The following is a 24,839-nucleotide window of genomic DNA, read 5'->3' as shown; positions in this document are numbered from 1 at the left end:
AAATGGAACAGGAATGAAAGGCCAACTCATGTCCTCAGAAATAGATTCTTCCAAACTTCTCGATCGCGCCAGCGAGCTTGTCGATCTTGCCCGTGCTGCAGGCGCGGATGAGGCGGATGCCGTCGTCGTCCGCTCTCGGTCGCAATCGGTCGGCGTCCGGCTTGGCAAGGTGGAAAGTACCGAATCCTCCGAAAGCGATGATTTTTCGCTTCGCGTTTTCGTCGGGCGGCGGGTGGCGAGCGTTTCGGCCAATCCCGGCTTCGACCTGAAGACCCTGGCGGAACGGGCGGTGGCCATGGCGAAGGTTTCGCCGGAAGACCCCTTCGCCTGCCTGGCAGACAAGGAACGGCTCGCAACCTCCTACGACGATCTCGAGCTTTTCGATGCGACCGAGGTCTCTACAGATCAATTGCGTGAGGCAGCCCTCGCCTCGGAAGAGGCGGCGCTTGCCGTCAAGGGCGTCAGCAATTCCTCCGGTGCTGGCGCATCGAGCGGCATGGGCGGCCTCGTCCTTGCCACCTCGCACGGTTTTTCCGGCAGCTACATGGGCAGCCGTTTCAGCCGTTCCGTCAGTGTCATCGCCGGCGAGGGCACGAAGATGGAGCGCGACTACGATTTCGACAGCCGCCTCTATTACGCCGATCTGGATGCAGCCGAAGAGATCGGCCGCCGCGCCGGCGAAAAAGTCGTGCGGCGGGTCGGCCCGCGTCAGGTCGATACCGGCAGCAATATTACCGTGGTTTTTGATCCCCGCATCGCGCGCGGTTTCGTCGGCGCCATTGCCGGCGCGATCAATGGCGCTTCCGTTGCCCGCAAGACCAGCTTCCTGCGCGACAGGATGGGGCAGCAGGTTCTGAAAAAGGGCCTTTATCTGACGGACGATCCGCAGATCGTTCGTGGCCCCTCGTCGCGTCCTTTCGATGGCGAGGGTGTCCGGGGCGAGAAGATGACGATGATCGAGGACGGGGTGCTGAAGCATTGGTTCCTCTCTACCTCGGCAGCGCGTGAACTCGGCCTTGAAACCAACGGTCGCGGCGTGCGCGGTGGCACTTCGGTATCGCCGTCCTCAACCAATCTTGCGCTGGAGCCAGGCGATATTTCGCCGGAAGATCTGCTGAGGGACGTCGGAACCGGCTTTTACGTCACCGAATTGATTGGCCATGGCGCCAATATGCTCACCGGTGAATATAGCTGCGGTGCGAGCGGCTTCTGGATCGAGAATGGTGAAAAATCCTTCGCGGTTTCCGAGGTCACCATCGCTTCGAACCTGAAGGACATGTTCATGCGTGTCACGCCGGCTAACGATATCGACCGTAAATACGGTGTCGCAGCACCGACGCTTGCTATCGAAGGCATGACGATCGCGGGCAAGTGAGGCGACCTGCGGGTTGTTTTCGCCAGCACTTTGTGTGCAAGTGCGAAGGGAAAAACAGGCGCGCCGTATGAGGCGCGCGGAAAAGACGGCAAAATGAACGATATGGCTGAGGCCCGCTGGGCTTCCGATCTGAGGCTGGTCCTCGAAGCCGCACGCAAGGCGGGCGAGACGGCCCTCGGTTTCTTCCGCAAGGACCCCGAGGTCTGGTGGAAGAATGGCGGGCTTTCACCGGTCAGCGCGGCCGATTACGCGGCAAACGAAATTCTCGAAACCATCCTGCGTACCGCCCGGCCGGAATATGGCTGGCTGTCGGAAGAGACGGATGACGATACGACAAGGCTGGCCCGCTCCACCGTCTTCGTCATCGATCCCATCGACGGAACGCGCGCCTTCATCGGTGGGCGGGATACCTGGTGCGTCAGCGTCGCGGTGGTGCATGAGGGCCGACCCGTCGTTGCCGCCCTTGTTGCGCCTGCACTCGCAGAGGAATTCACCGCGCTTGAAGGCGGCGAAGCGCTGAAGAACGGCAAGCCGATTTCAGCCGCCCGCGAAAACACCGGCGTCTTCCATCTGGCCGCACCGGAAGACGTGATTACGCATCTGCCGGAAGTGGTGCGCAGCACCGTCAAGCGCATTCCGCATGTGCCCTCGCTCGCCTACCGGCTGGCGATGGTGGCGGATGGCCGCATCGATGGAACGCTGGTCAAGGCGAACTCGCACGAGTGGGATCTGGCCGCCGCAGACCTGATCCTCGAAAGGGCAGGCGGCAGTCTGGTCGGACTTGACGGAAAACCCCTGATGTACAATCGCCGCGAGGTAAACCACCCCGCATTGTGCGCTGCAGCAGAATATGCGCTTCCCGCGCTTTTGAAAGCGTTTTCACATCTGTCCGATGGTTGACGTTTGCCCGGAAATCCCGCAGATGAGGGGCTCTCAGAGCTTAAGAAAGAGACAAGACATGACGGAATCTGGCAAACAGAAACAGCTGCTGCACCTTGTGTTCGGCGGCGAACTGGAAAATCTTCAGGATGTTCAGTTCCGGGATTTGAATGCGCTCGATATCGTCGGCATCTATCCTGACTACGCTTCCGCGCTGACCGCGTGGAGATCCAAGGCGCAGATGACTGTTGATAACGCCCATATGCGTTATTTTATCGTGCATATGCACCGTCTTCTCAATCCCGACGATAAAAATTGAGTCCTTTTGCCCTTGCGTTGTAATACTATTGGGTGAAGGCGAGTTTTCCCGTGATTCCTGCCCGGAATGGCAGGCAGGAAATTCGGTTGCGAGAAAACGTGATCGCGCTTTTGTTTCCGATGATAAAAAATGACGCAATTTGAGAAGAAGTAGGCGGCGATAACAACAAAGAACAGGGGCAGGGCATTGCGCGGAATGATCAAGGGCAGAATGTCATGAGCAGCCGTATCGCACGTTTCGCTCTTTCCGGTTACAGGATTGCCGGTATCGCCGCTTATCCGTTTGCACGGCCTTATCTTTCCTATCGGGCCGCAAAGGGCAAGGAAGACAAGCGCCGCCGTCTGGAACGTTTCGGTTACGCCAGCGCGGAGCGCCCCCGTGGCCCGCTCGTCTGGTTCCATGCCGCAAGTGTCGGCGAAACGCTCGCCCTCATTCCGCTGATCCGCGAAATACGCAAGCGCGATATCTTCGTGCTTTTGACCACAGGCACCGTCACCTCGGCCGAGCTGACCCGTACCCGGCTTGGCGATGATGTGATCCACCAATATGTGCCGCTCGACATCAAGATCGCGGTCAACCGTTTCCTCGCCTACTGGGCACCGGATGCCGCCATCACCGCTGAATCGGAAATCTGGCCGGTGACGATGATGGAGCTGGAGCGCCGGCACATTCCGCAGATCCGGGTCAATGCGCGGCTCTCAGACCGTTCCTTCGACCGCTGGAACAACCGGCACGACATTGCGGAATCGCTGTTCTCCAAGCTGGCGCTGGTGGTTGCGCAATCCGATGTCGATGCCGAACGCTTCCGTGATCTCGGCTCCTGGCCGGTGGTGATATCCGGCAATCTCAAGGGAGATACGGATCCGCCGCCTTGCGACGAAGCTCTGCTCGAGCACTATCGCAGGCAGATCGGCCCCCGCAAGACATGGGCGGCGATCTCCACCTTCGACGGTGAAGAGAAGGCAGCAGCCACCGTGCATGCGGCGATCAAGTCGCGCAACGGTCAATTGACCATCATCGTGCCGCGCCACCCCGAGCGCGGCGACGACGTGGAAGCCATGCTGAAGGGCATGGGGTTGACCGTGGCGCGCAGAAGCCGCAACGATGTGATCACGCCGGAAACCGATATCTTCCTCGGGGATTCCATTGGCGAAATGGGGCTTTACCTGAGGCTCACCGAACTTGCTTTCGTCGGCCGTTCGCTGACGGCCGAGGGTGGGCAGAACCCGCTGGAGCCGGCAATGCTGGGCTGCGCCGTACTGTCAGGCGCGCATGTACAGAATTTCCGCGAGGCCTATCAGAAGCTGATCCGCGCCGGCGGCGGGCGCATCGTCCGCGATGTCGAGATGCTGGCCAAGGCGGTGCATTACCTCCTGGTCAACGACAATGAACGCTACAAGATGATCGATGCCGGCAACCGGGTCATTCAGGACATGCGCGGCGCGCTTTCCGCCACCGTCAAGGCGCTGGAGCCCTACATCAACCCGCTCACAGTCACCGCCAAGCTGCAGCCGCGGAGTGCCATCGGTTCATGGTAGCGGATATGGAGATTGATGCGACCCGATCGATTGCCGCAGTCCTTTTCGACAAGGACGGTACGCTGTTGGGTTATGACGCAAGCTGGGGGCCGGTGAACCGCGAACTTGCGGCGATTGCCGCCAAGGGCGATCCCGTTCTTGCGGACCAGCTTCTCGCCGCCTGCGGCATGGATCCGGTTACCGGGCATGTGGTGCCCGACAGTCTTTTGGCTGCCGGCAATACGGCGGAGATAGCTGCCGGTCTCGTCGCCGCCGGTTCGCCTTGCGATGTCGTGGAGTTGACTGCGCGGCTCGACCGGCTATTCACTGAAGCAGCGGATAAATCCGTGCCGGTCACCGATCTCAAGGCATTTTTCGCAAGGCTCAAGGCACGCGGCTACAAGCTTGGCATCGCCTCCAGCGACAACGAAAACTCCATCCGCCAGACGGCGATCCGTTTCGGTTTCGAAAGCGATGTCGATTTCGTCGCGGGTTATGACAGCGGTTACGGCACCAAGCCGCAACCCGGCATGGTTCTCGGTTTCTGCGACGCGATTGGTCTTGCGCCTGCGCGCGTGGCAGTGGTCGGCGACAATAATCACGATCTGCACATGGCAAGAAATGCCGGCGCAGGATTGCGCATTGCCGTTCTCACCGGAACCGGCTCGCGCGAAAGCCTTGGCGCCGACGCCCATTATTGTTTCGATGATATTACCGCGCTGGAAACCCTGCTTCCGGAACGCGTTGTTTAGGTCATGTCCCCGCAGTGCGCGCCACTTGTCGCACAAGATGGGAAGAGACAAGCTGCGCATGTATAGCCGGGTTTTGCAATTCAGGGTTTTTTCTGGCAAATACCCATGTGACTTATCGAATTTAAAGCGCAATGCCGTGGGTGATGCGGCCGGGAGCAGGCATATATGGTTTCTGAAGCGCCGCCTTTCTGGTGGCAGAAAGCAGGCTGGCAAGCCTGGCTGTTATCACCGTTTTCCCTTCTCTACGGCAATATTGCCGGCCGGCGGATGCGCACGGCAAAACGGGCGAGCGTTCCCGTTCCGGTCATCTGCATCGGCAACTTCACCGTAGGTGGTGCAGGAAAGACGCCGACCGCAATGGCAATCGCCCGAGCCGCCACCGCAAAGGGCCTGAAACCCGGCTTCCTGAGCCGTGGTTATGGCGGCACACTTGATGTCACGACCCTCGTAGATCCCGCGCAGCACCGCTCCGCTGATGTCGGCGATGAACCTCTGCTGCTTGCCCGCGAGGCGGTGACGGTCATCTCCCGCAAGCGGGTGGAAGGTGCACATCGGCTGGTGAAGGAGGGCGTGGATCTCATCATCATGGATGATGGCTTCCAGAGCGCACGCCTGACATTGGATTATGCGTTGGTCGTTATCGATACGGTGCGTGGCATCGGCAACGGCCATCTTGTGCCGGGCGGCCCGGTCCGGGCGCCGCTTGCCGAACAGATGCGGCATATGACCGGACTCTTGAAGGTCGGTAACGGCCATGCGGCCGATCCGCTGGTCAGAACCGCGGCAAAGGCCGCCAAACCGGTTTTCGTCGCGGCGATAAAGCCGCAGGAACCGCAGGATTTCAGGGGAAGGCGCGTGCTGGCCTATGCTGGTATCGCCGATCCCGCCAAGTTTTTCCGAACTGTCGAGGGGCTTGGTGGCGAAATCGTGCTGCAGCGCTCCTTTCCTGACCATCACCATTTCAGCGATGACGAGATCGCCGATCTTCTGCAGGACGCGGATAAGGAAAACTTGCAGCTGGTGACAACGGCCAAGGACGCCGTGCGTCTTAACGGGCACCATGGCCGTGCGGAAGAATTGCTGTGGAACAGCCTGGTGATCGAGGTCGACATGGTGTTCGACGATCCCAATGCGGCCACAACGATCATCGAGACGGCGGTGCGGAACTGCCGCGCCCGTTTGCTGCGGGAAAATGCGCGGACGTCATTCTAACAAATATACCAAGTATTTTGTGGTAGGCGCACCAAAATAAAGATTTATATTTCAGTGCGCTATGCCATACTCGTCTTAAGGGCATTCAGGCAAGCTTAGGAGGTTATTTGGTTGATCACCGTCTGATGTAGTTTTTAGATACTTGTTTCCATAAGCACTTTTGGCCACGACTACGTTGACCCTATCCCCTGCAGGACGTTCTACATAGAACGCGTAAGTTTTGTTCTCGATGCCTACGATTGCGTCGTTGAGCGTAAGTTTCCAGTTCTTACCGTCCGGGTTGACGCCGCCGACGCTTCTTATGCGTTCCCAAGCGCTGCTTCTGTCAGTTTTATTGATGCATCTAATTCTGGCAGTGATCATAACGAATCGTTCCTTTGCTCGTTGAACAAGAGAACTATCGCATACCTCAATTTTCGCGTGAATTAGTGTTTTCTATAATACCAGTGCTCGCGAAGCATATTCACTACATCGTCGCGTCTACACTATGCTGGCAAATTACCAGCCTTGCGCTCTGCCTCCAGTGAGGCGCTGGCATCCACATAGGCTTCCTGCCGGGCGACGCTCCAGTAGCGCAGCTCATCGACCGGAATGGTCTTGCCGGTGATGGCGCATATGACATGCGAGCCGGTCTGCACGATCCGGAAGTCACCGTCGAGATATTCGATGACGGCGATGCGGTTTCCGCCTCCCTCAAATCTGTTCATCCGTTTTCGTCTCCTGCTATGTCCTGTCAGTGCATCCAGCCCGAAACGGCGTAGCGTTCTCCTGAACAATCCGGATGCTCCAGTCCCTTGAATTTATATCGCTGAGCTACGCCCAAGGCCAGCCCTGCCTGCTGCCCCCGGGGTTAAGGCTCAGCTTCGGCCGAAGAGACGTTCTATATCGGAAAGTTTTAGCTCAATATAGGTCGGACGACCGTGATTGCACTGTCCTGAACCCGGCGTGTTTTCCATCTGCCTTAAAAGCGCGTTCATCTCCTCCGGCCGCATGCGCCGCCCTGAACGCACCGAGCCGTGGCAAGCCATGGTGGCGGCGACATATTCCAGCTTGTTGGCAAGCGTGGAGGCAGCGTCCCATTCAGCGATCTCGTCGGCAAGCTGCCGCACCAGCCCCTGCACGTTGACCTCGCCAAGCATCGCCGGCGTTTCGCGAACCGCGACCGCCCCCGGCCCGAAACGCTCGATGACCAGTCCCAGTGCATCGAAACCAGCCGCATGGTCCATCAGCCGGTCGCAATCCTCTTCGGGAAGGTCGATGATCTCAGGAATGAGCAGCACCTGTGAAGGCGGGCGTCTGGAATGCAGCGCATTGCGCATTTCCTCAAACACCAGCCGTTCATGCGCCGCATGCTGATCGACGATGACGAGGCCGTCTTCCGTCTGCGCGACGATGTAATTCTGGTGCAACTGCGCCCGCGCAGCGCCGAGCGGATATTGTGACGGTTCGAGCGACGGGCTTGCCGAGGCCTCGTAAACCTCGCGGGGTTCTGCCCGCGCGGTCGGCATGGTGATGTCGGAAAAGCGCGATTGCACGGCCTCGGCAAATTGCATGTTCCCGGAAATGGCAAGCGGTCGGGAAGGCGAGGCCGCGGCGGACCATGTCGCAGCGGCAGACGGTCGGAGATTGGACGGGCTGTAGCCGGGGCGAAAGGCGTTCATCATCTGGCTGGCACCAGTCGTCGCCGCCCTGTCACCGTCGCGGGTCAGCGCCTGGCGGATCGCACCGACGATCAGTCCGCGAACGAGGCCGGGATCGCGAAAGCGCACATCTGATTTCGCCGGATGCACGTTCACGTCGACAAAGGCGGGATCGAGCGTCAGGGACAGCACTGCGACCGGATATCGCCCGTGCGGTACGGTTTCGGCATAGGCACCGCGAATGGCGGACAACAGCAATTTGTCCTGCACCGGGCGACCGTTGACGAAGACATATTGATGCGCCGAGTTGCCGCGGTTGAAGGTCGGCACGCCGGCAAAACCGGAGAGCGTTACATCCTCGCGCCCGGCATCGATTTCGATGGCGTTGTCCTTGAACTCGGCACCGAGAATCTGCGCCATGCGGGCAAGATGATCGTCGCCGGTGGAGGGGATTTCAAGTGTGGAGCGGTCGGTGCCTGACAGCACGAAGCGGATATGCGGAAAGGCAATTGCCATCCGCTTGACGACTTCGGTAATGGCGGCTGCCTCCGCTCGCTCCGTTTTCAGGAATTTCAGCCGTGCGGGCGTCGCGAAAAACAGGTCGCGCACCTCGACGATGGTGCCGGCATTGGCAGCGGCGGGCCGGACCTCGGAGACTTTGCCGCCGGTGACGGAGATCACCGAACCCTGTTCTGCGCCGTGTTGCCGGCTGGTGATGGAAAGCTTGGCAACCGAGCCGATGGAGGGCAGGGCCTCGCCGCGAAAGCCAAGCGTGCGGATATCGTCAAGCGTGGTGGATATTTTCGAGGTGCAATGGCGTCGGACCGCAAGCTCCAGATCGGCAGGCGACATGCCGGAGCCGTTATCGGTGATGCGCACCAGTCCCTTGCCACCGCCCGCCGTGGCGATTTCGATGCGCGTTGCGCCCGCGTCGATGGCGTTTTCCACCAGCTCCTTCGTGGCGCTGGAGGGTCTTTCTATGACCTCGCCGGCGGCGATCTGGTTGATGAGGGTTTCTGAAAGCTGCTTGATGGCCATGATCGTCATTTTCGCGGATTCGTCACGGCTTCGAAAGCAAAAAACTCAAGTCGTGAAAGTTTGCACATGTTTTGCGGCCTGCCCGGCGTTTGATCATTTCCGTTCAACGTCAGGTTAAGCGTTAATCCGCCTTTAATCGGCCTTGCATATGGTGAGGCGGCTTGAAATGACTGCAGGAACGAGGCCCCCCGTCGCCGGGTGGTGTGACGTCGTATATGGGTGAACGTCATCTTCCCCTCAAGACTGCTTCAAGTAGCGAACCCTGATGTCTCTTTTGCGGAATTTACCGTTTCATCCCGGCATTTGCCTCGGACGATTCCAATAGAAACATAAGCCTGACCCTGAAAACAGGTGGGAGTTTGCAGTTGAGTGATTTGGCGTCCTCCGGCGCGGGCGTTCATACAGTGATGCTTGATGCCCTTTGCGACGCGCTTGGCGCGGCGATCGTCGTTTACGACCGGAACGATCACATCGTTTTCGCAAGCCGGAAGCTTTTGAGTTTTTTTCCACTGCAAGAGGCCGTTATCGGGCCGGGCGCGCGGCTGCGCGACTATCTGAGCGCGCTTTACGATTGTTATCTTCTGGAAGCGGAAAGCCTGTCCGCCAATGCCCGGCAGCTGGGACGCGAGGAATGGATTGGCGAGCGGCTGGCGCTGCACTGGAAGGAAAGGTCTGAAAAAACCGAGCGGTTGAAGGGGGAGCGCTTCCTGCGCTTCGTCATGAACCGCCTGCCTTCCGGGCTGGGCATCAGCGTCGTTGCCGATATTTCCGAACAGAAGAAAAGAGAAGAACAGTGGCGCATCGACCTCGAACGCGTGCAGCTGATCGAAGACATTCTCGACAATCTGCCGTTTCCGGTCCTCGTCAAGGACCGGAACCTCGCCTATGTCGCCGTAAATAAAGCCGCCTGCACCATGGTCGAGACCAGTGCAGAGAGCATTCTCGGCCGCACGGTTTTCGATCTGCATTCGCGCCAGGTCGCAGGCCGGATCGACGCTGCCGATCGCATGGTGCTGGACAGCGGCACGCCGAGCATCCTTCCCGAAAGGGTGAGGCGCGCGAATGGTGAAGAGGTGCTGACGATTACCCGCAAGCAGCGGGTGGGTCGGCCTGGCCGGCATTTTCTGGTCACGACGATGGAGGACGTGACCGCGCTCGCCACCATCGACGCGAACGGCATGCCCGTCATCCCCTCGCTCGAACATGTCGATTTCGTCGCCTCCACCTATGGCAAGGATGAAGATCGCGATTCCGCAGGCGGTCTGCTGAAAAGCAAGGCAGTGCTGGTGGTTTCCGGAAACGGGCGCTTTGCCGAAGCCGCCTGCCACCGGCTGGCCGCGAGCGGCATGGATCATGCCGTGGTGAGGAGCGAGGAAGAACAGCGAAGTTTCATCGATATCGCCGCTTCCGCAGGCGTCGGCATCGATGTCGTCGTCGTCGACGCCCAGATGAGTGTCACATGCCTCGATATCGCGGCTGCGCATGACCTGCCGGTCGTCACCATCGAGGAAGAGGAGATCGATGCTTCGCTGCTGCATTATCTCGCCGTCGGCCTCAAATCGTCTCCGAAGCAAAAATCCTCCGACGAGGACTGGGAGATCATGACCGAAGACCTGCCCAAAATCCTCAAGACCGGCGGCGTCTGCGAGATACTTCTCGTCGAGGACAACAGGGTCAACCAGATCGTCTTCTCACAAATCCTCGAGGGATTGGGGCTTTCCTGGCGGCTTGCCACGTCGGGTGAGGAGGCGTTGCGTCTTTTTGAGGAGCAGGCACCGTCCGTCGTCCTGCTCGACACCACGCTTGGCGATATCGACGGTTTCGAGGTCGCCCGCCGTATGCGTGCACTGGCCGGCGACGAGCGCATTCCCATCGTCGGCGTCATCACCCACGCTTTCGAGGGCGATCTCGACAAATGCCTGGCGGCGGGCATGGAAGACATGCTGCTGAAACCCGTCAGTCCCGATATGGTCGATGCCGTTTTTCTGCGCCTTTTCGGCAAGGATGCCCTGCGGCTGCAAGCCTGAAGCTCCTCCATTTCAGCTTTTTGTGTTCGAGCCGCTGGCATTGCGGAGACGCCGCCGCATTTTCGGTGCGCGGTTCTATGGCTTTTTTAATACTTGCCCTGCATTGTGATCGCGGTCGACACGGGATTCACGAGATGCAGGAATGAAACGGGCAGAGCCGCAGGCGTTGCACGTCAGCCAGAACGAGCTGCAGGCGATGGCTTACAGCGATCCGCTGACGGGGCTTGGCAATCGTTACCGTTTGCGGGACAAGATCCGCATGCTCGCCAGCGAGCGTTCCAGCGATCCCGCGCCCTTCACCGTCGGCATTGCGAATATTGACGGCTTCAAACCCATCAACGATCTTTTCGGCGTGCAGGCGGGCGACGAGATTTTGTGCCAGGTCGCGCATCGGCTGAAGGCTTGCATTCCCGATGGCGCCGCCGTGACGCGCCATGATGGCGACGAGTTCGCCTTCGTGCTGCCGCTGGTATTCGAACGCACCGGCGCAGAGCGCATCGGCAACATGATCAAGGACGTGCTTTCTGCGCCTTACGACCTCGGCGACCGCAACGTCCGGCTTTCCTCATCCTTCGGTTTTGCCATCTATCCCTTCGCCGGCGATGATTTCGAGGATTTGCTGAAAAGCGCCGAGACCGCGCTTTACCGCTCCAAGCGCCGTGGCCGTGGACAGATAACGGTCTATTCGCGCGAGATTGCGCAGGAAATGAAGCGCGCCACCCAGCTGGAACAGGCGTTGCGGAACGCCATCATCACCGATGCGATCGACGTGCATTTCCAGCCCATCGTCAGGCTGGAAGAAGCGAAGGTCATCGGTTTCGAGGCACTCGCCCGCTGGAACGACCCCGATCTCGGTTTCGTGTCGCCCGCCGTTTTCGTGCCGCTGGCCGAAGAACGCGGTTTCATCGACGCGCTGTCGGAAGCGCTGCTGAGGAAGGCGGCGGAAGCGGCGCTGTTCTGGCCGCGAGAGCTTTTCCTGTCCTTCAACCTGTCGTCCGCGCAATTGATGGACCCAGGCACAGCGGATAATATTCTGTCCATCCTGTCGCGTGTCGGCCTTGATCCGCACCGGCTGGAGCTTGAAATAACCGAAACCGCTGTCATGACTTCCGCCGATACCGCGCAGCGCATCATCAGCGAATTGCAGGGTGCGGGTGTTCGTATCTCTCTTGACGATTTCGGCACGGGCCAGTCGAGCCTTGGCCGCCTGCGCGACTTCACCTTCGACAAGGTCAAGATCGACCGCGCCTTTGTCTCCCGCATCAGCAGCGACCGTCCTTCGGAACATATCATCAAGGCCATCGTCGCCATGTGCGAAGGGCTTGATCTCGAGGTCGTCGCGGAGGGTATCGAGGAGCAGGCGGAAGAGGAAAAACTGCGCGCGCTCGGCTGCGCTATGGGGCAGGGCTATTTTTACGGCCGCCCCGCCGATGCCGCCGCCACGCAGCGTTACCTTCACGAGAACTATCGCGAGATCCTGTCGGATATTCCCTGAGAAATGGAGTGGCCTTGCACATAAGGCTGTAGGGACCTCCCCAACCTCATCCCTGTGACGAGCACAGGAATGAGAAGGCGGCACGCGCCGCGCTTCACAACCGGTAGAGCGGCTCGAACCTGCCCTTCACCTCAATCCCGAGCTCGAATGTCTTTCCGTGCTGCGGATTGGCGGCAATGGCGTCGTCGTCAAGATTTTCGCGGGCGGATGTGACGAGAAGGCGCGACGCATCGGGGCCGATGAAGGCCGGGCAGGTCGTCTGTCCCGCTGGCACCAGATAGCGTTCGATGTGGTTGCCGTCGGCATCGTAACGATCGACCGCACCCATCCCCCAGCGGGCGTTCCAGATATGCCCTTCCGCATCGCAGACCGATCCGTCGACGCCACCGTCGATGCCGGCGGTGTCAATGAACACCTCTGCCTTGCCGGTGGGAAGTCCCGTCTCGGCATTGAGCGGCACCCTCATCAGCTCGTTGACCTTGGTGTCGACGTAATATCCGGTCGCGCCATCGGGCGAAAAGCAGATCGAATTTGGAATGCTGACATCGGCAAACAGCTTGGTCACGGTTCCCCTGGCAACGTGGTAGATGCTGCCCGCGCCGATTTGCGCCTTGCGGCCCATGGTGCCGATCCACAGCGCGCCCGAGGGATGCATACGCCCGTCATTCGAGCGGTTGTCGGGCATGTCCTTTTCAAGCTCCGCATGCAGCGTCAACACGCCGGTTGCCGTATCGCGAAGGAAAAGGCCGTCATCGGAGGCGATCAATTGCTTGTGGTCGCTGATTTTCGCCAGTGCGCTGCCCATGAAGGGCAGGGCGTGCACCGTTTTGCGGCCGGAAGCGAGATGCAATTCATGCAGTTCGCGCCCGATGATATTGAACCACCAGGCCGTGCCGGTCACCGGGTCGAAAGTCGGGCCTTCGCCAAGCGTCATCGGCGTTTCGTCAAGAACACGTCCGGCAAAGGGAAAAACGGTCGCCATGCTTTTATCCTCCAATTGCTGCATCATAGGCCGAAACTGTGACGATGGCGCGCTCGCGCACCTCCGCAGCCGTCATGCCGGGCTTGTAGAGACTGGTGCCAAGCCCGAAAGCGAGGATGCCGGCGTTGGTATAGTCGGCGAAATTCTTGTCCGAGACGCCACCAACGGCGGCAATGACCAGATCCTTCGGCAGGATCGTCCGGATCGCTTTGATGCCGGACGGGCCGATGATGCTGGCGGGAAAGAACTTCAGCCCGGTTGCTCCGGCTTTTGCGGCAACCAAAGCCTCGGTCGGAGTCAGAACGCCCGGCATCGTCACCATGCCCTTGACGCGCGCGGCGGTGATGACGTCGGCATCGGCGTTGGGGCTGACCATCAGCTTGCCACCGGCGGCGTCCAGCGCATCCACGTCTTCCGTGCTGAGCACGGTGCCGGCGCCGATCAGGCAATCGGCGGGCGCCATCTTCGCGGCGATCTCGATCGAGCGGAACGGATCGGGCGAATTGAGCGGGATTTCGATGGCGCGGAAGCCGGTCTCGATCAGCGCGCCGACGACGCCTTCGGTTTCCTCGGGTTTAAGGCCGCGCAGGATGGCGATCAGCGGATATTTCATGGCGGGGAAGGGGATACGCATGGTGGGTCTTTCGTCCTTGAGCGGGATGGCGAAAAGCGTGAGCGGTTTTCGCCTGGAATTCCGCTCCACTGAATAATCTATGACCAGATGGCATTTGCGGCGGCTAACAACCCGCGCCGAACGGCCTCGTCTGCGTCGATGACAGTATATTGAATCTCAAGGGCTGCGAATGCACCCTCGTAAAGCGCACCGAGCGCGCCGGAGCCGATCAGCACCACCGGCGTGTCCCGCCGTACGGAGGAATGCGCACCGGCGATTTCCAGTCCGATCATGATGCCGGAAAGCTTGGCCTTGGCATCTGTCGCGGTGAGGCCGTGCAACAATTGTCCAGAGCGCAGGGTGAACAGACGGTTGGTGGCGAGCTGCGGATTGGCATAGACGTCGCGCACCGCCGCCCTGAATACCTCGTGCTCGCCGGTAAAGGCTTCGGCTTCCGCCACCGCATGGGAAAGGATGGTCTGTTTCGAGATGACCTCGAACAACTCACCGGTCATGAAGGTGGCAAAGCCCGTCACGTCGCTGCCATCCACCGTTACCCATTTGGAATGGGTGCCGGGCATGCAGACCAGCTTCCTGCCGTCACCGGCGGAGCTGAGTGCACCGAGCAATTGCGTTTCTTCGCCACGCATCACATCAGGTGCGTTTTTGTCCCGCTGCGCCAACCCCGGCAGAATGCGGACATCCCGCTCCTGACCCGGCACGCGCACCGCACCATCGAGAACCGCTGAAAGCGATGCAGGCACGTCGATATAACCGGCCTCCACCCAGCCCTGCCGCGCACCCGCCATGCCGCAGATAAGAACAGGCAGTTTTTCCGGTGCGCCGATGGCATCGAGATGCGATTGCAGCACCTCTGTAAAGCCGGTCCGCATGGCTGTCGTCATGCCTTCAGCACTTCTGCGCTCAGCCAGCACCGCGCCGGACCGGCTGAGCAGCCAGAGCCGGAAACTGGTCGTGCCCCAGTCGACGGCGATAAAAGCGGGTTCAGACATTATAACAGGCCTCCGTCTACGATTATGGATTGCGCGGTGATCGCGCTCGATGCCGATGATGCGAGAAACAGGCACGGACCCACCAGATCGGCGGCGACAAGCGTGCGCTTGAGACATTGCCGTGCCGTGGTCGAGGTGACGTCGTCGTCCGTCAGCCACAATTCTTTCTGCCGTTCCGTCACGATCATGCCCGGCAGCAACGTGTTGACGCGGATATTTTCCGGCCCCAACCGTCCGGCCAGGCTTTTCGTCAGGCCGATGATGCCGGCCTTGGCTGCCGCATAAGAAGGAAGCTCGCCCATGTTCAGCAAAAACGAAATCGAGGAGAAATTGATGATGGCTGCGTCTCGCGCCTGCCGTAGATGTGGCAAGGCGGCCTGAACCGTGAAGAACATCTGCTTGAGATTGACGGCCTGATTGGCATCCCAATAGGCTTCTGTGACGGTATCGATGTCGTGGCGGTCGTCCCATGCGGCATTGTTGACGAGCACCTTGATGCCGCCGGTTGCAGCTGCTGCCGCCTCCACGCTCTGCCGGGTCGCCGCAATATCGCGCAGGTCGGTCTTGAAGAAATGGACCGGATGGCGTGCGGCATGAGCAAGCCGCGCAACGAGCGCCACACTCGGCTCTTCGGCGATGTCGATGAACGCGACCCTTGCGCCCTGCGCCGCAAAGGCCTCCACCAGCGATGCCCCGATGCCGGAGCCGCCGCCGGTGACGAGCACGCCCGCGTCCTTGAGGTCAGGGAAATGGGCTTGCATCATCGGCATCGTCTCGTCCAGTGAGGGGCTTGATTGTTCCATTATTTGGAACTAGATTTTACTAAGTGGAATTATTCTCTTGGCCGCAGGCTTATGTCAAGACAGATGACGGTGGATGTTGCCATGCCCGATCACAAAAACCCAAATGACAGCGAGCATGAGGTGGTTCCTGCCTTGGAGCGAAAAAAGGAAAGCGTAACCGGCACGCTTGGTAAGGCCGTCTCGCTTCTGGAGCTTATCGCCCTTGCCGAAAAACCGATGCGCTTCACCGACGTTGTCGAGGCTTGCGGCCAGCCGCGCGGCACGGTGCACCGCCAGCTCGCCCATCTTGTGGCCGAAGGTCTGGTCGATCATGTCGCCGACCAGACCTATGTCGTGGGTCTGAGGCTGCTGCAATTGGCTGCCAAGGCCTGGAGCAGCAATGATCTGCGCAGCATTGCCGCGCCGCATCTGGCGGCATTGCAGGAGGCGACGCAGGAATCCGTGCATCTTGCCGTTCTGAACGGCGGGCAAGTCACCTATCTGGACAAGATGGAGGGCAAGCATACTTTGCGCATGCATTCGCAGGTGGGCAAGACATCCCCCGCCTATTGCACAGGGGTGGGCAAGGCCGCGCTGTCAATGCTTTCCCTTGACGATCTCGCTGCACTTGCCGCAGAGCTGGACTTCCACCGCTTCACGCAAAATACGATCGTAACCCCGCAAATGCTGGCGCAGGATGTGGCCGCCATTCGCAACAATGGCTACGGTTTCGACCTTCAGGAGCATGAGATCGGCATTCACTGCGTTGCCGCGCCGGTATGGGCGCCGGGGCGCAATTTTCTCGCGGCGATTTCCGTCACCGGCCCAGCCTATCGCGTGGATGTGGAGCAACTGCGGAAATGGGGTCCTCTGGTGCGCGAAACGGCCGATCAAATTTCGGCGGAACTTGCCTGCAGATTATCTCCGGTTGCGAATGGTTGAGAAAAATGGATGCGTGAAGCTGTTGGTTTCCGCTTCAAAAACGGCAGATCGCGCGCCGATGCGTGTAAGTGAAATCTTATTTTCGATTATTCGGAATTAAGTTTCAACTTTTGTTTGCATGAATCATTTTGGCGAGTAACATCCGCGCAATTTCCGCACGAAGGCAGGCCTTTGCGGCGGTATTTTCTCTTTTTTGAAGAACCGCTTCATGCAGAAAACAGAGACGGCCGCCGTTCAGTCGATTGGTGTTGATTGCGTTCGCGAGATCGCCGGTCTCAACACGCAATTTGATATATTCCGGTTTTTGAAACGGCTGACGGAAGCCTGGGGATTCAAGGCCTTCATGGTGCTTGACCTGTCGGCCGAAATGGCGAGCGAATTGTCGCAATGCACCATCATCACCAGCTGGCCGGCCGAGCTTTTGCAGCGTTATGATGAAGAGGGCATGCTGCAGAGAAGCCGGGTTATGGCGCAGTTGAAGAAATCGACCACACCCTTTTCCGTCTCCCTGGATTTTCTGGTCAGCGGCGACGAAAACGCGCCGAAGAAACCGGTCATCGGACTTTTTGAGCGGTTCGATATGATCAATTCGGTGTGGTTTCCCGTTCACGACATCACCACGATGCGGGGAGCGGTGTCCTTTTCCGGTAACAAAACGAGTTTGCCCACCAGCCAGCTGGCGGAACTTTTTTACATTTCCAGCCACATCTTTGCCCGGCTATCTGAAATCCGCCGCCTTGACCTGCGGGTTCCCGAGACATTGAACGAGCGCGAGATAGATTGTCTGAACTGGACGGCCGCCGGCAAGACCAGCGCCGAGATCGCTGAAATCATGATGCTCTCGGAACATACCATCAATCACTACCTGAACCGTGCGACGAAAAAACTCGATACTGTCAACCGCACCCAAGCCGTCGCAAAGGCGCTCCGGGTCGGTCTGATTAAATAGCGAAACCGCAAATTTATCATTGTGATAAATGGGTTCCTGGGCGATCCTTCTTTCGAATCACCGGGAAGGAGAAATCGTTTGCCGGAACGGCATAGGATAAAAGCGGGGTTTTCTCCGACTGTCGATTGCGCCGTACTGATAGCCGCTGCCGAAAAAGGCTTTGCTGCCGACGAAGGCGTCGAACTGGAACTCATCCGAAAACAATCCGCGCGCGCCGTGCTTGCAGCACTTGGCGAGGACGAGGTTCAGATCGCCCATTTGCCCGCCGCGGTTCCCGTCGGTTCCGCGGTTGGCCTCGATGACCTGCCGGCCGATATTGTCGGCGTCTTCACTCTTTCCCTTGGCGGATCGGCAACGACCGTTTCGCACGGATTTTTCGACGAGCTTTATCGGGAGGGCATGAAGCTGCCGGACCCGGCCGCGTTCGGGCGGGCGATGGCCCGTGTCTGTTCCGCGCGCCGGGCGGCGGGTGAAAAACCGCCGGTCTTTGCGATCGAGGATATTGTGTCCACGCCGTTTTATGCGTTGCGTTATCTGCTCGGAAGCTGCGGGGTGCTGCTCGGCCGCGACATGGAAATCGTTGAAGCCCTGCCGAAGGCTATGCCGGCGCTTTTGGAAAGCGGCAAGGTCGATGCGCTCTGTACCGCCGAACCGGCGGGCAGCGCTGTGGTGCTGGATGGCGGCGGGCGGATCGTCACCACGGGAGCGCTGATCTGGCACAATGCGCCTGAAAAGATACTGGCCGTGAAGCGGCCCTGGGCGGAAGAGAACGCCACTGTGCTGGAAGGCTTGCTGCGTTCGCTTTATCGCGCCGGCGAATGGTGCGCCAACTCCGCCAATATCGAGGAACTTACCGGCATTCTTGCCGCCCCCCATTATATTGACGAGAACGGCGAATTCCTGCTTCCGGCGCTGACAGGCTATATTTCCACTTCGCAAAGGGACATGCAGCGTTTTCAGGAGTTTTTCGTAACAAGCGCCAAGGCCGCCAATTTCCCCTGGCAAAGCCAGGCGCTGTGGTTCTTCAGCCAGATGTTGCGCTGGGGCGAGGTTCCCCCCGATCGCCGGTTCGATGCAGCCGTGGTGGAGGCCGCGCGCAATGCCTATCGGCCGGATATCTTCCGCAAGGCGATGAAGCCGCTTTTCGTGCCGGTGCCGGGCGCGAACCTGAAGCTGGAAGGCACGTTGCGGGAGCCGGTCCATGTCGGGGCGTCACGCTCGGGTCTTGTCCTCGGCCCCGACTGTTTTTTCGATGGTCGGGTTTTCGATCCGGAAACGCTTGATATGGACGACGAAATCTGAAGTCTGCGAATAAACCGTCGCGACGATCCGCTGTTTGCGGTTTGGCATTGGCGAACGGGCCGCGTTTGTCTATGGATGGCGCGGAATGCAGCCCATATCCGGCGGGATGATGTAGCGGAGTAAACATATGGCAGAGGTCAGCAAGCACCAGGTCGAAAAGGCTTTGGAGGCAGTCATCTATCCGGGCAGCGGCAAAAGCATTGTGGCGCTTGGCATGGTCTCGGAAATCTTCATCGCCGACGCGAAAGCCTATTTCTCTATTACCGTCCCGGCCGACAGGGCAGCCGACATGGAGCCGTTGAGGCTTTCGGCTGAACAGGCCGCCAAGGGCGTTCCGGGTATCGCCGGTGCCGTCGTCGCGCTGACGGCGGATCGCAAACCCGGCACACAACAACCCGCACCGGCGCGCCCGGCGCCAGCACCCGCGCGCCCTGCGGCTGCAACCGGCCGCCCGCCCGCGCAGCCCGGCTCGTCGAAGGTCGGCGTTCCCGGCGTCGGCGCGATCATCGCCGTTGCCTCGGGCAAGGGCGGGGTCGGCAAGTCCACGACCGCCGTCAACCTGGCGCTGGGCCTGCAGGCGCTGGGCCTCAAGGTTGGCATGCTCGACGCCGACATTTACGGCCCCTCGCTGCCACGACTGCTGAAGATTTCAGGACGCCCGCAGCAGCAGGAAGACCGCATCATCATTCCCATGGAAAATTACGGACTGAAGGTCATGTCCATGGGATTTCTGGTGGATGAGGAAGCGGCGATGATCTGGCGCGGGCCGATGGTTCAGTCCGCATTGATGCAGATGTTGCGTGAAGTCGCCTGGGGTGAACTCGATGTGCTGGTTCTCGACATGCCGCCTGGCACCGGCGACGCGCAACTCACCATCGCCCAGCAGGTGCCGCTCGCCGGCGCCGTCATCGTCTCCACGCCGCAGGATCTGGCGCTGATCGACGCGCGCAAGGGCATCACCATGTTCCGCAAGGTGGAAGTGCCGCTGCTCGGCGTCGTCGAGAATATGAGCTACTTCATCGCACCGGATACCGGCGCGCGTTATGATATTTTCGGCCATGGCGGTGCCAAGGCAGAGGCTGAGCGGATTGGCGTGCCGTTCCTCGGCGAAGTGCCGCTCACCATTTCCATCCGTGAAATGTCTGATGCCGGAACGCCGGTGGTTGCCGCCGAGCCGGATGGTCCGCAGGCCGCCATCTACCGCGATATTGCGGAAAAAGTCTGGGCCCGCATCGGTGCGGGCGAAAGAAAAGCCGCCCCGAAAATCGTTTTCGAATAACGTACCGGTTGCGGAAGAAAAAAAGGCCGGGCGGTCGCCCTGCCTGGATATATTTTAAAAACAATATGTTAACTGGTGGCTTCGGGAAAGGCCGATGCATTTGAACGCCAGAGATGCATCGCCTGCAATGCTGTCGCGAGAAAATATTGCTTGATTGGGTCTCGCTTTGGGAGCATAGCCCTGCGCCGTTTGGTTCTTGGTCCGTCAGTCCGGCGGGATGTGAAAATCCCGCTCGTTCCGGTGTTCCCTGAAGTGTCGTCCAAAGGTTTGCCGACCTTGAACAGGATATGTTAAGCAGCATTGCGGCTGAAGCCAGCGATGCGGACCGGAGAAACGGATTGATAAAAGCCTATCGCGCCAACTGCGAGGCGATCAGCCTGTCGCCAGACGACGGCCGTGAACAGATTCCCGACGATATCGTCTGGATCGACCTTATCAATCCGACGAGAACGGAAGAGCAGTATGTTGAAAAACTGCTGGGGCTTGAGCTGCCCACCCGCGAGGATTTGAAGGATATCGAACCTTCCAGCCGCCTTTACATGGAAGATGGCAACGTCTTCATGACCGCCTCTCTGGTTTGGAAGGCAGATTCCGACGGTCCACGCCTGACCGATGTCGCCTTCATTCTTGCCGGCAAGCGCCTTGTGACGATCCGTTATGCCGAGCCGAAATCATTCCACCTCTTCACCGCCGCCATCACCCGCGTGCCGCACGAGATGCGCAGCGGCACCGCGCTGTTGCTGAAACTGCTGGAAACCATCGTCGATCGCACGGCGGAAATTCTCGAAAACTCGGTGGCAGGCATCGACAATCTCGCCGCCGATCTTCTCGGCAGCCAGGCGCGCAGCAAGCGCAAGGCGCCGCGTTATCTGGAAGACCGACTGACGAACATTGCCGCCTATCACCGGCTGATCTCCAAGGTTCGCGACAGCCTTGCTTCCCTTGCACGCCTGCAGACTTTCCTGTCCACAAGTGGGCAGGTCCAGCAGGACAAGGAAGCGAGGGAACAGAGCAAATCGATCGGTCGGGATATCCAGTCGTTGAGCGAACATGCCTCCTTCGTTTCCGGCAATCTGACATTCCTGCTGGACGCTTCTCTCGGCATCATCAACATCGAGCAGAACGGCATCATCAAGATCTTCTCGATCGCGTCGGTCGTGTTCCTGCCGCCCACTCTGGTGGCGTCGGTTTACGGAATGAACTTTCAGCTCATGCCGGAGTTGAACTGGACGTTTGGCTATCCACTCGCGCTCGTCGTCATGCTGATGTCGGCAATCATCCCGTTTCTCTTTTTCCGTTGGAAGGGCTGGCTCTAAGGAGCCAGGATCATCATGTCTCAAATCGCAGACAAGGACTTTACCGAGAAGCCGGATTCGGATGACAAGCATCAGAACAAGGGGCTTTATGCCGCGATCCTTGGTTCTATCGGCGTCGTCTACGGCGATATCGGCACCAGCCCGCTCTATGCCTTCCGCGAAGCGCTAAAGCCGATCGCCTATGATGGCGTGACGAGAGAAGAAGTCATCGGCCTGACATCCCTGATGATCTGGTCTCTGACGATCATCGTGACGTTCAAATATATCACGCTTCTGCTGCGCGCCGACAATGACGGCGAGGGCGGCACACTCTCGCTTCTGGCGCTGTTGATGAAGACGGCGGGCACTCACCGCAGCGTTCTCATCGTGCTCGGCCTCATCGGCGCAGCCCTGTTCCTGGGCGATGCCATGATCACGCCGGCGCTATCAGTGCTTTCGGCGGTGGAGGGTCTGAAGCTCGTCACTCCGGCCATGGACGACTTTATTATTCCGATCTCCGTCTGCATTCTCATCGGTCTATTCGCGATCCAATCGCACGGTACGGGAACGGTGGCGAAATTCTTCGGACCGATCACCGCTGTCTGGTTCCTGGTCATGGGTGTAGCCGGCCTCATTCACATCGCCGATGATTTCGGCATTCTCTATGCCTTCAACCCCTGGCATGCGGTCGAGTTTCTCGCCAATGAAGGCTTTTATGGCATCGTCGTGCTGGGCGCGGTTTTCCTGACGATCACCGGTGCTGAAGCGCTTTATGCCGATCTCGGCCATTTCGGCCGCCGTCCCATCCAGTGGGCATGGTTCTGTCTGGTTTTCCCGGCACTGACGCTGAATTATCTCGGTCAGGGCGCGCTGGTTCTCAAGGACCCGGCGGCGATGTCCAATCCGTTTTATCTGATGTTCCCGCAATGGGCGATCCTGCCGGCCGTCATTCTGGCGACCGCCGCCACCATCATCGCCAGCCAGGCGGTTATAACAGGCGCGTTCTCGCTCGTGCGTCAGGCGATCCATCTCGGCTATCTGCCGCGCATGGAAATCCTCTTCACTTCGGAAACCAATACCGGGCAGATCTATCTTCCTGCCGTCAACACCATCCTGCTGTTCGGCGTCGTCGCACTGGTGCTCACCTTCAAAAGTTCGGATGCACTGGCCACCGCCTACGGCATTTCCGTTACCGGCGCGATGGTCGTCACCAGCATGATGTTCTTCGAATTCGTTCGCAAGCGCTGGCAGTGGTCCATCTGGCTGGCGATTGGCGTGCTGGCGCCGCTTCTGCTGCTGGAACTGATTTTCCTCGGTGCAAACCTGCTCAAGATACATGATGGCGGCTATGTGCCGGTGTTGCTGGCAATCGCTTTCACCATCATCATGACCACCTGGCAGCGCGGCTCGAAAATCCTTTTCGCCAAAACCCGCCGCAGCGATGTGCCGCTGAAGGCTTTCGTGGCTTCGGTGGAAAAGGAAAGCGCCCATGCGCCGGTGCGCGTGCCCGGCACAGCGATTTTCCTGACTGGCGATCCGGATGCCGCACCCGCTGCATTGCTGCACAATCTCAAGCACAACCACGTCCTGCACGACAAGAACGTGATTTTGACGATCCGCACGGAAGACCAGCCGCGCGTCCGCCCCGAAAATCGTTACACACTGACGAAGCTGAGCGATCGTTTTGCCGTGGTCGAACTGCATTTCGGCTTCATGGAAACGCAGAACGTCACCCAGGCGCTCGGTTACCTCAGGCGCACGGGTTACAAGTTCGACATCATGTCCACCTCGTTTTATCTCGGTCGCCGCAAGCTGGTGCCGGATCCGAAATCGGGCATGCCCGGCTGGCAGAACCGACTGTTCATCGCGCTTGCCGAAACGGCCGCCGATCCCTCGGACTACTTCCGCCTTCCGGCCAACCGCGTGGTGGAACTCGGGTCTCACGTCGTCGTCTGATTATTAGAAGGTGGTTACACATTAACGTGAAGCCGCGCCCGCGCGCGGCGTTAACCAAGCATCAAGGTTAATAAGAGATTCTCGAACACCTGTAACAAATATGGTTCCTGGTGTTCGGAGTGCTGGTTTTGCGTTCGAAAAGAGTAATGCGTCGTCGGTCCTTTGCGTCCCTTCAGGCATGGACCTCACCCGTTGTCTTCGGCCTAGCTGCCTGGCTCGTCTTTCCTTCCATTGCCGCACGCGCGGATTTGGCCTCCCTGCTGGCAGGGCTGGACAATGGCGGCGAGCAATGGCGCATGGTGCTGACCGCGTCTCCGGCAGGCTCTGTCCATAATGCCTCGCTCACCTTTAACGATGCGGAAGGGGAGGCGGCGTTGCATGGCAGCGGCATGACCCTGCCCGATGGCCGCAAGGTGGCTTTCGTTACCAACAAGAAGGGTGACGAGACGACACCCGACAGCGAGCGCGTCAACCGTGCCGCCAAGAAGGGTCGCATCGTCGCAACCGAAATCATGCAGCCGCCAAAGGCCTTCACCGCCGGTTCCGTGCTGGAACGCACCAGCATGCTGGATATAGAGCCGCTGAAGCGCAAGGACCGCACGGCTTTTGTGAAACCGAAACGCGGCAGCGACGTCAAACTTGCCTCCTTCTATTTCCGCCGTGATGAAAAGAAGGCGGACAAAAGCGTCTCTCCGATGCTGGCGGAACTCGTCACCAACAGGACTCCCGATATTCTCGCCACGGCTTACGCGCCGGCCGAACCGGATTTCGCCCGTGAATCGCCGTTCGACGCCATTCTGAAAAAGCCGGAGGCCGGCCGCTTCGTGCCGTTGATCGGCGCGGACGATCACGCATGGGCGGCAACGCCGCTGCCCGCTGCCGTGTTTTCCGCAGCCGAACAGCAATGCCTCGCATCCGGCATCTATTTCGAGGCGCGCGGTGAATCGGTCAAGGGACAGGCGGCGGTGGCACAGGTGATCCTTAACCGCGTACGCAACCCCGCTTATCCGAAAACCATCTGCGGTGTGGTTTATCAGAACAAGGACTGGCGCAACCGCTGCCAGTTCTCCTTCGCCTGCGACAATATAAAGGACCGGGTGAATTCCGAACGTCACTGGAAAATGGCGCGCGAAGTGGCCATGGCAACCACCGCCGGCAAAATCTGGCTGACGGAAGTGGGCTCGGCGACTCACTATCATGCCGTCTATGTTCGTCCCGCCTGGGGAAAATCCATGAAGAAGGTCGGCAGGATTGGCTTGCACGTCTTTTATCGAACCTATGGTGGCGGCTGGAGCTGATACCACGGCCAATTTGTCGCAATTTGCGTGTCAAAAATGCCGATTCCCGGGGGAAACATCGTCGACAAACGGCGATTTGGCGTTAAGCCTTTGTTTTTAAATATTTAATTTGTCAAAAAACAAGCTTCGCCAGTGCCTTGACTAGCGAAGCCCCTAAAACTATGTTGCGCGCGA

Annotated in this window: 22 protein-coding genes; 15 read left to right on the top strand and 7 right to left on the bottom strand. The window is 59.3% G+C overall.

Annotated elements, in window-relative coordinates:
- Positions 1 to 28 precede the first annotated feature (28 nt).
- From ACQZ6D_RS14415 to lpxK, 6 genes are all read left to right on the top strand, one after another.
- The gene (locus ACQZ6D_RS14415) at positions 29 to 1,375 is read left to right on the top strand and encodes a TldD/PmbA family protein (RefSeq protein ID WP_004432174.1); all 1,347 of its coding nucleotides are present in this window, start codon (positions 29 to 31) and stop codon (positions 1,373 to 1,375) included.
- Positions 1,376 to 1,468: 93 nt separating this feature from the next.
- A complete protein-coding gene (locus ACQZ6D_RS14410) occupies positions 1,469 to 2,275 on the top strand; it encodes a 3'(2'),5'-bisphosphate nucleotidase CysQ (RefSeq protein WP_065702801.1) in 807 nt (268 codons plus the stop codon).
- A 58-nt stretch (positions 2,276 to 2,333) separates the two neighbouring features.
- Positions 2,334 to 2,573, top strand: coding sequence for a DUF4170 domain-containing protein (locus ACQZ6D_RS14405; protein WP_019564234.1), 240 nt, complete (start codon positions 2,334 to 2,336; stop codon positions 2,571 to 2,573).
- A 215-nt stretch (positions 2,574 to 2,788) separates the two neighbouring features.
- Positions 2,789 to 4,111: a lipid IV(A) 3-deoxy-D-manno-octulosonic acid transferase gene (gene waaA, locus ACQZ6D_RS14400; RefSeq protein ID WP_013635565.1), complete on the top strand. Its 1,323-nt coding sequence runs from the start codon at positions 2,789 to 2,791 to the stop codon at positions 4,109 to 4,111.
- Positions 4,105 to 4,842, top strand: coding sequence for an HAD family hydrolase (locus ACQZ6D_RS14395; protein WP_065702799.1), 738 nt, complete (start codon positions 4,105 to 4,107; stop codon positions 4,840 to 4,842). Before waaA ends, ACQZ6D_RS14395 begins: the two co-directional genes overlap by 7 nt.
- Before the next feature lie 165 nt (positions 4,843 to 5,007).
- Positions 5,008 to 6,054, top strand: coding sequence for a tetraacyldisaccharide 4'-kinase (gene lpxK, locus ACQZ6D_RS14390; RefSeq protein ID WP_065702798.1), 1,047 nt, complete (start codon positions 5,008 to 5,010; stop codon positions 6,052 to 6,054).
- Positions 6,055 to 6,129: 75 nt separating this feature from the next.
- On the opposite strand, the gene ACQZ6D_RS14385 is transcribed toward lpxK, so the two are convergent.
- The 3 genes from ACQZ6D_RS14385 to mutL all read right to left on the bottom strand — a co-directional run bounded on the left by ACQZ6D_RS14385 (position 6,130) and on the right by mutL (position 8,732).
- Positions 6,130 to 6,417, bottom strand: coding sequence for a DUF3892 domain-containing protein (locus ACQZ6D_RS14385; protein ID WP_025592606.1), 288 nt, complete (start codon positions 6,415 to 6,417; stop codon positions 6,130 to 6,132).
- Between the two features lie 122 nt (positions 6,418 to 6,539).
- Positions 6,540 to 6,761 carry a DUF2093 domain-containing protein gene (locus ACQZ6D_RS14380; RefSeq protein WP_003519053.1) on the bottom strand — a complete coding sequence of 74 codons (222 nt, stop codon included), beginning with the start codon at positions 6,759 to 6,761 and terminating at the stop codon, positions 6,540 to 6,542.
- A 150-nt stretch (positions 6,762 to 6,911) separates the two neighbouring features.
- Positions 6,912 to 8,732, bottom strand: a complete 1,821-nt coding sequence (gene mutL / locus ACQZ6D_RS14375) for a DNA mismatch repair endonuclease MutL (RefSeq protein WP_065702796.1) — start codon at positions 8,730 to 8,732, stop codon at positions 6,912 to 6,914.
- Between the two features lie 407 nt (positions 8,733 to 9,139).
- Here mutL and ACQZ6D_RS14370 point away from each other — a divergent pair, with 407 nt between their 5' ends.
- Both ACQZ6D_RS14370 and ACQZ6D_RS14365 read left to right on the top strand, forming a co-directional pair.
- Positions 9,140 to 10,759: a response regulator gene (locus ACQZ6D_RS14370; protein WP_049790311.1), complete on the top strand. Its 1,620-nt coding sequence runs from the start codon at positions 9,140 to 9,142 to the stop codon at positions 10,757 to 10,759.
- A gap of 142 nt (positions 10,760 to 10,901) precedes the next feature.
- The gene (locus ACQZ6D_RS14365) at positions 10,902 to 12,254 is read left to right on the top strand and encodes a putative bifunctional diguanylate cyclase/phosphodiesterase (protein WP_003519050.1); all 1,353 of its coding nucleotides are present in this window, start codon (positions 10,902 to 10,904) and stop codon (positions 12,252 to 12,254) included.
- A gap of 94 nt (positions 12,255 to 12,348) precedes the next feature.
- On the opposite strand, the gene ACQZ6D_RS14360 is transcribed toward ACQZ6D_RS14365, so the two are convergent.
- The 4 genes from ACQZ6D_RS14360 to ACQZ6D_RS14345 form a co-directional block, all read right to left on the bottom strand.
- On the bottom strand, positions 12,349 to 13,236 hold the full coding sequence (locus ACQZ6D_RS14360) for an SMP-30/gluconolactonase/LRE family protein (RefSeq protein WP_065702794.1): 888 nt from the start codon (positions 13,234 to 13,236) through the stop codon (positions 12,349 to 12,351).
- Between the two features lie 4 nt (positions 13,237 to 13,240).
- Positions 13,241 to 13,870, bottom strand: coding sequence for a 2-dehydro-3-deoxy-6-phosphogalactonate aldolase (locus ACQZ6D_RS14355; RefSeq protein WP_065702813.1), 630 nt, complete (start codon positions 13,868 to 13,870; stop codon positions 13,241 to 13,243).
- A gap of 77 nt (positions 13,871 to 13,947) precedes the next feature.
- Positions 13,948 to 14,862, bottom strand: a complete 915-nt coding sequence (locus ACQZ6D_RS14350; RefSeq protein ID WP_025592614.1) for a 2-dehydro-3-deoxygalactonokinase — start codon at positions 14,860 to 14,862, stop codon at positions 13,948 to 13,950.
- Positions 14,862 to 15,632 carry an SDR family NAD(P)-dependent oxidoreductase gene (locus tag ACQZ6D_RS14345; protein WP_111798830.1) on the bottom strand — a complete coding sequence of 257 codons (771 nt, stop codon included), beginning with the start codon at positions 15,630 to 15,632 and terminating at the stop codon, positions 14,862 to 14,864. Before ACQZ6D_RS14345 ends, ACQZ6D_RS14350 begins: the two co-directional genes overlap by 1 nt.
- Positions 15,633 to 15,716: 84 nt before the next feature.
- Here ACQZ6D_RS14345 and ACQZ6D_RS14340 point away from each other — a divergent pair, with 84 nt between their 5' ends.
- The 7 genes from ACQZ6D_RS14340 (at position 15,717) to ACQZ6D_RS14310 (ending at position 24,665) form a co-directional block, all read left to right on the top strand.
- Positions 15,717 to 16,586 (top strand): IclR family transcriptional regulator, encoded by an 870-nt coding sequence (locus tag ACQZ6D_RS14340; protein WP_065661318.1) that lies wholly within the window; start codon positions 15,717 to 15,719, stop codon positions 16,584 to 16,586.
- A 208-nt stretch (positions 16,587 to 16,794) separates the two neighbouring features.
- Entirely contained in the window at positions 16,795 to 17,535 is a 741-nt protein-coding gene (locus tag ACQZ6D_RS14335; protein ID WP_019564223.1) for a helix-turn-helix transcriptional regulator, read from the top strand.
- 78 nt (positions 17,536 to 17,613) lie between these two features.
- Entirely contained in the window at positions 17,614 to 18,837 is a 1,224-nt protein-coding gene (locus ACQZ6D_RS14330; protein ID WP_112751887.1) for a CmpA/NrtA family ABC transporter substrate-binding protein, read from the top strand.
- 127 nt (positions 18,838 to 18,964) lie between these two features.
- Positions 18,965 to 20,116, top strand: coding sequence for an Mrp/NBP35 family ATP-binding protein (locus ACQZ6D_RS14325; RefSeq protein WP_065702785.1), 1,152 nt, complete (start codon positions 18,965 to 18,967; stop codon positions 20,114 to 20,116).
- A gap of 338 nt (positions 20,117 to 20,454) precedes the next feature.
- Positions 20,455 to 21,432, top strand: a complete 978-nt coding sequence (gene corA, locus ACQZ6D_RS14320; protein ID WP_003511691.1) for a magnesium/cobalt transporter CorA — start codon at positions 20,455 to 20,457, stop codon at positions 21,430 to 21,432.
- 15 nt (positions 21,433 to 21,447) lie between these two features.
- Complete coding sequence (locus ACQZ6D_RS14315) at positions 21,448 to 23,367, top strand: potassium transporter Kup (RefSeq protein ID WP_013635578.1); 1,920 nt, start codon at positions 21,448 to 21,450, stop codon at positions 23,365 to 23,367.
- Between the two features lie 146 nt (positions 23,368 to 23,513).
- Positions 23,514 to 24,665: a cell wall hydrolase gene (locus tag ACQZ6D_RS14310; protein ID WP_003511694.1), complete on the top strand. Its 1,152-nt coding sequence runs from the start codon at positions 23,514 to 23,516 to the stop codon at positions 24,663 to 24,665.
- Positions 24,666 to 24,839: the final 174 nt, after the last annotated feature.

It is taken from the genome of Agrobacterium sp. 22-3639C2 (assembly GCF_053522105.1).
Note: the sequence above shows the minus strand (reverse complement) of the source record. Positions and strands in the feature narration are given on the sequence as shown.

Coding starts and splice junctions, on each gene's coding strand:
- ACQZ6D_RS14360 (WP_065702794.1), bottom strand. CDS start 13,236: ATGGCGACCGTTTTTCCCTTTGCCGGACGTGTTCTTGACGAAACGCCG.
- ACQZ6D_RS14365 (WP_003519050.1), top strand. CDS start 10,902: ATGAAACGGGCAGAGCCGCAGGCGTTGCACGTCAGCCAGAACGAGCTG.
- ACQZ6D_RS14345 (WP_111798830.1), bottom strand. CDS start 15,632: ATGCCGATGATGCAAGCCCATTTCCCTGACCTCAAGGACGCGGGCGTG.
- ACQZ6D_RS14415 (WP_004432174.1), top strand. CDS start 29: ATGTCCTCAGAAATAGATTCTTCCAAACTTCTCGATCGCGCCAGCGAG.
- ACQZ6D_RS14310 (WP_003511694.1), top strand. CDS start 23,514: ATGCGTCGTCGGTCCTTTGCGTCCCTTCAGGCATGGACCTCACCCGTT.
- ACQZ6D_RS14380 (WP_003519053.1), bottom strand. CDS start 6,761: ATGAACAGATTTGAGGGAGGCGGAAACCGCATCGCCGTCATCGAATAT.
- ACQZ6D_RS14405 (WP_019564234.1), top strand. CDS start 2,334: ATGACGGAATCTGGCAAACAGAAACAGCTGCTGCACCTTGTGTTCGGC.
- ACQZ6D_RS14355 (WP_065702813.1), bottom strand. CDS start 13,870: ATGCGTATCCCCTTCCCCGCCATGAAATATCCGCTGATCGCCATCCTG.
- ACQZ6D_RS14385 (WP_025592606.1), bottom strand. CDS start 6,417: ATGATCACTGCCAGAATTAGATGCATCAATAAAACTGACAGAAGCAGC.
- ACQZ6D_RS14350 (WP_025592614.1), bottom strand. CDS start 14,862: ATGTCTGAACCCGCTTTTATCGCCGTCGACTGGGGCACGACCAGTTTC.
- ACQZ6D_RS14410 (WP_065702801.1), top strand. CDS start 1,469: ATGAACGATATGGCTGAGGCCCGCTGGGCTTCCGATCTGAGGCTGGTC.
- mutL (WP_065702796.1), bottom strand. CDS start 8,732: ATGGCCATCAAGCAGCTTTCAGAAACCCTCATCAACCAGATCGCCGCC.
- waaA (WP_013635565.1), top strand. CDS start 2,789: ATGAGCAGCCGTATCGCACGTTTCGCTCTTTCCGGTTACAGGATTGCC.
- ACQZ6D_RS14325 (WP_065702785.1), top strand. CDS start 18,965: ATGGCAGAGGTCAGCAAGCACCAGGTCGAAAAGGCTTTGGAGGCAGTC.
- ACQZ6D_RS14315 (WP_013635578.1), top strand. CDS start 21,448: ATGTCTCAAATCGCAGACAAGGACTTTACCGAGAAGCCGGATTCGGAT.
- ACQZ6D_RS14335 (WP_019564223.1), top strand. CDS start 16,795: ATGCAGAAAACAGAGACGGCCGCCGTTCAGTCGATTGGTGTTGATTGC.
- lpxK (WP_065702798.1), top strand. CDS start 5,008: ATGGTTTCTGAAGCGCCGCCTTTCTGGTGGCAGAAAGCAGGCTGGCAA.
- ACQZ6D_RS14340 (WP_065661318.1), top strand. CDS start 15,717: ATGTCAAGACAGATGACGGTGGATGTTGCCATGCCCGATCACAAAAAC.
- ACQZ6D_RS14370 (WP_049790311.1), top strand. CDS start 9,140: ATGCTTGATGCCCTTTGCGACGCGCTTGGCGCGGCGATCGTCGTTTAC.
- ACQZ6D_RS14395 (WP_065702799.1), top strand. CDS start 4,105: ATGGTAGCGGATATGGAGATTGATGCGACCCGATCGATTGCCGCAGTC.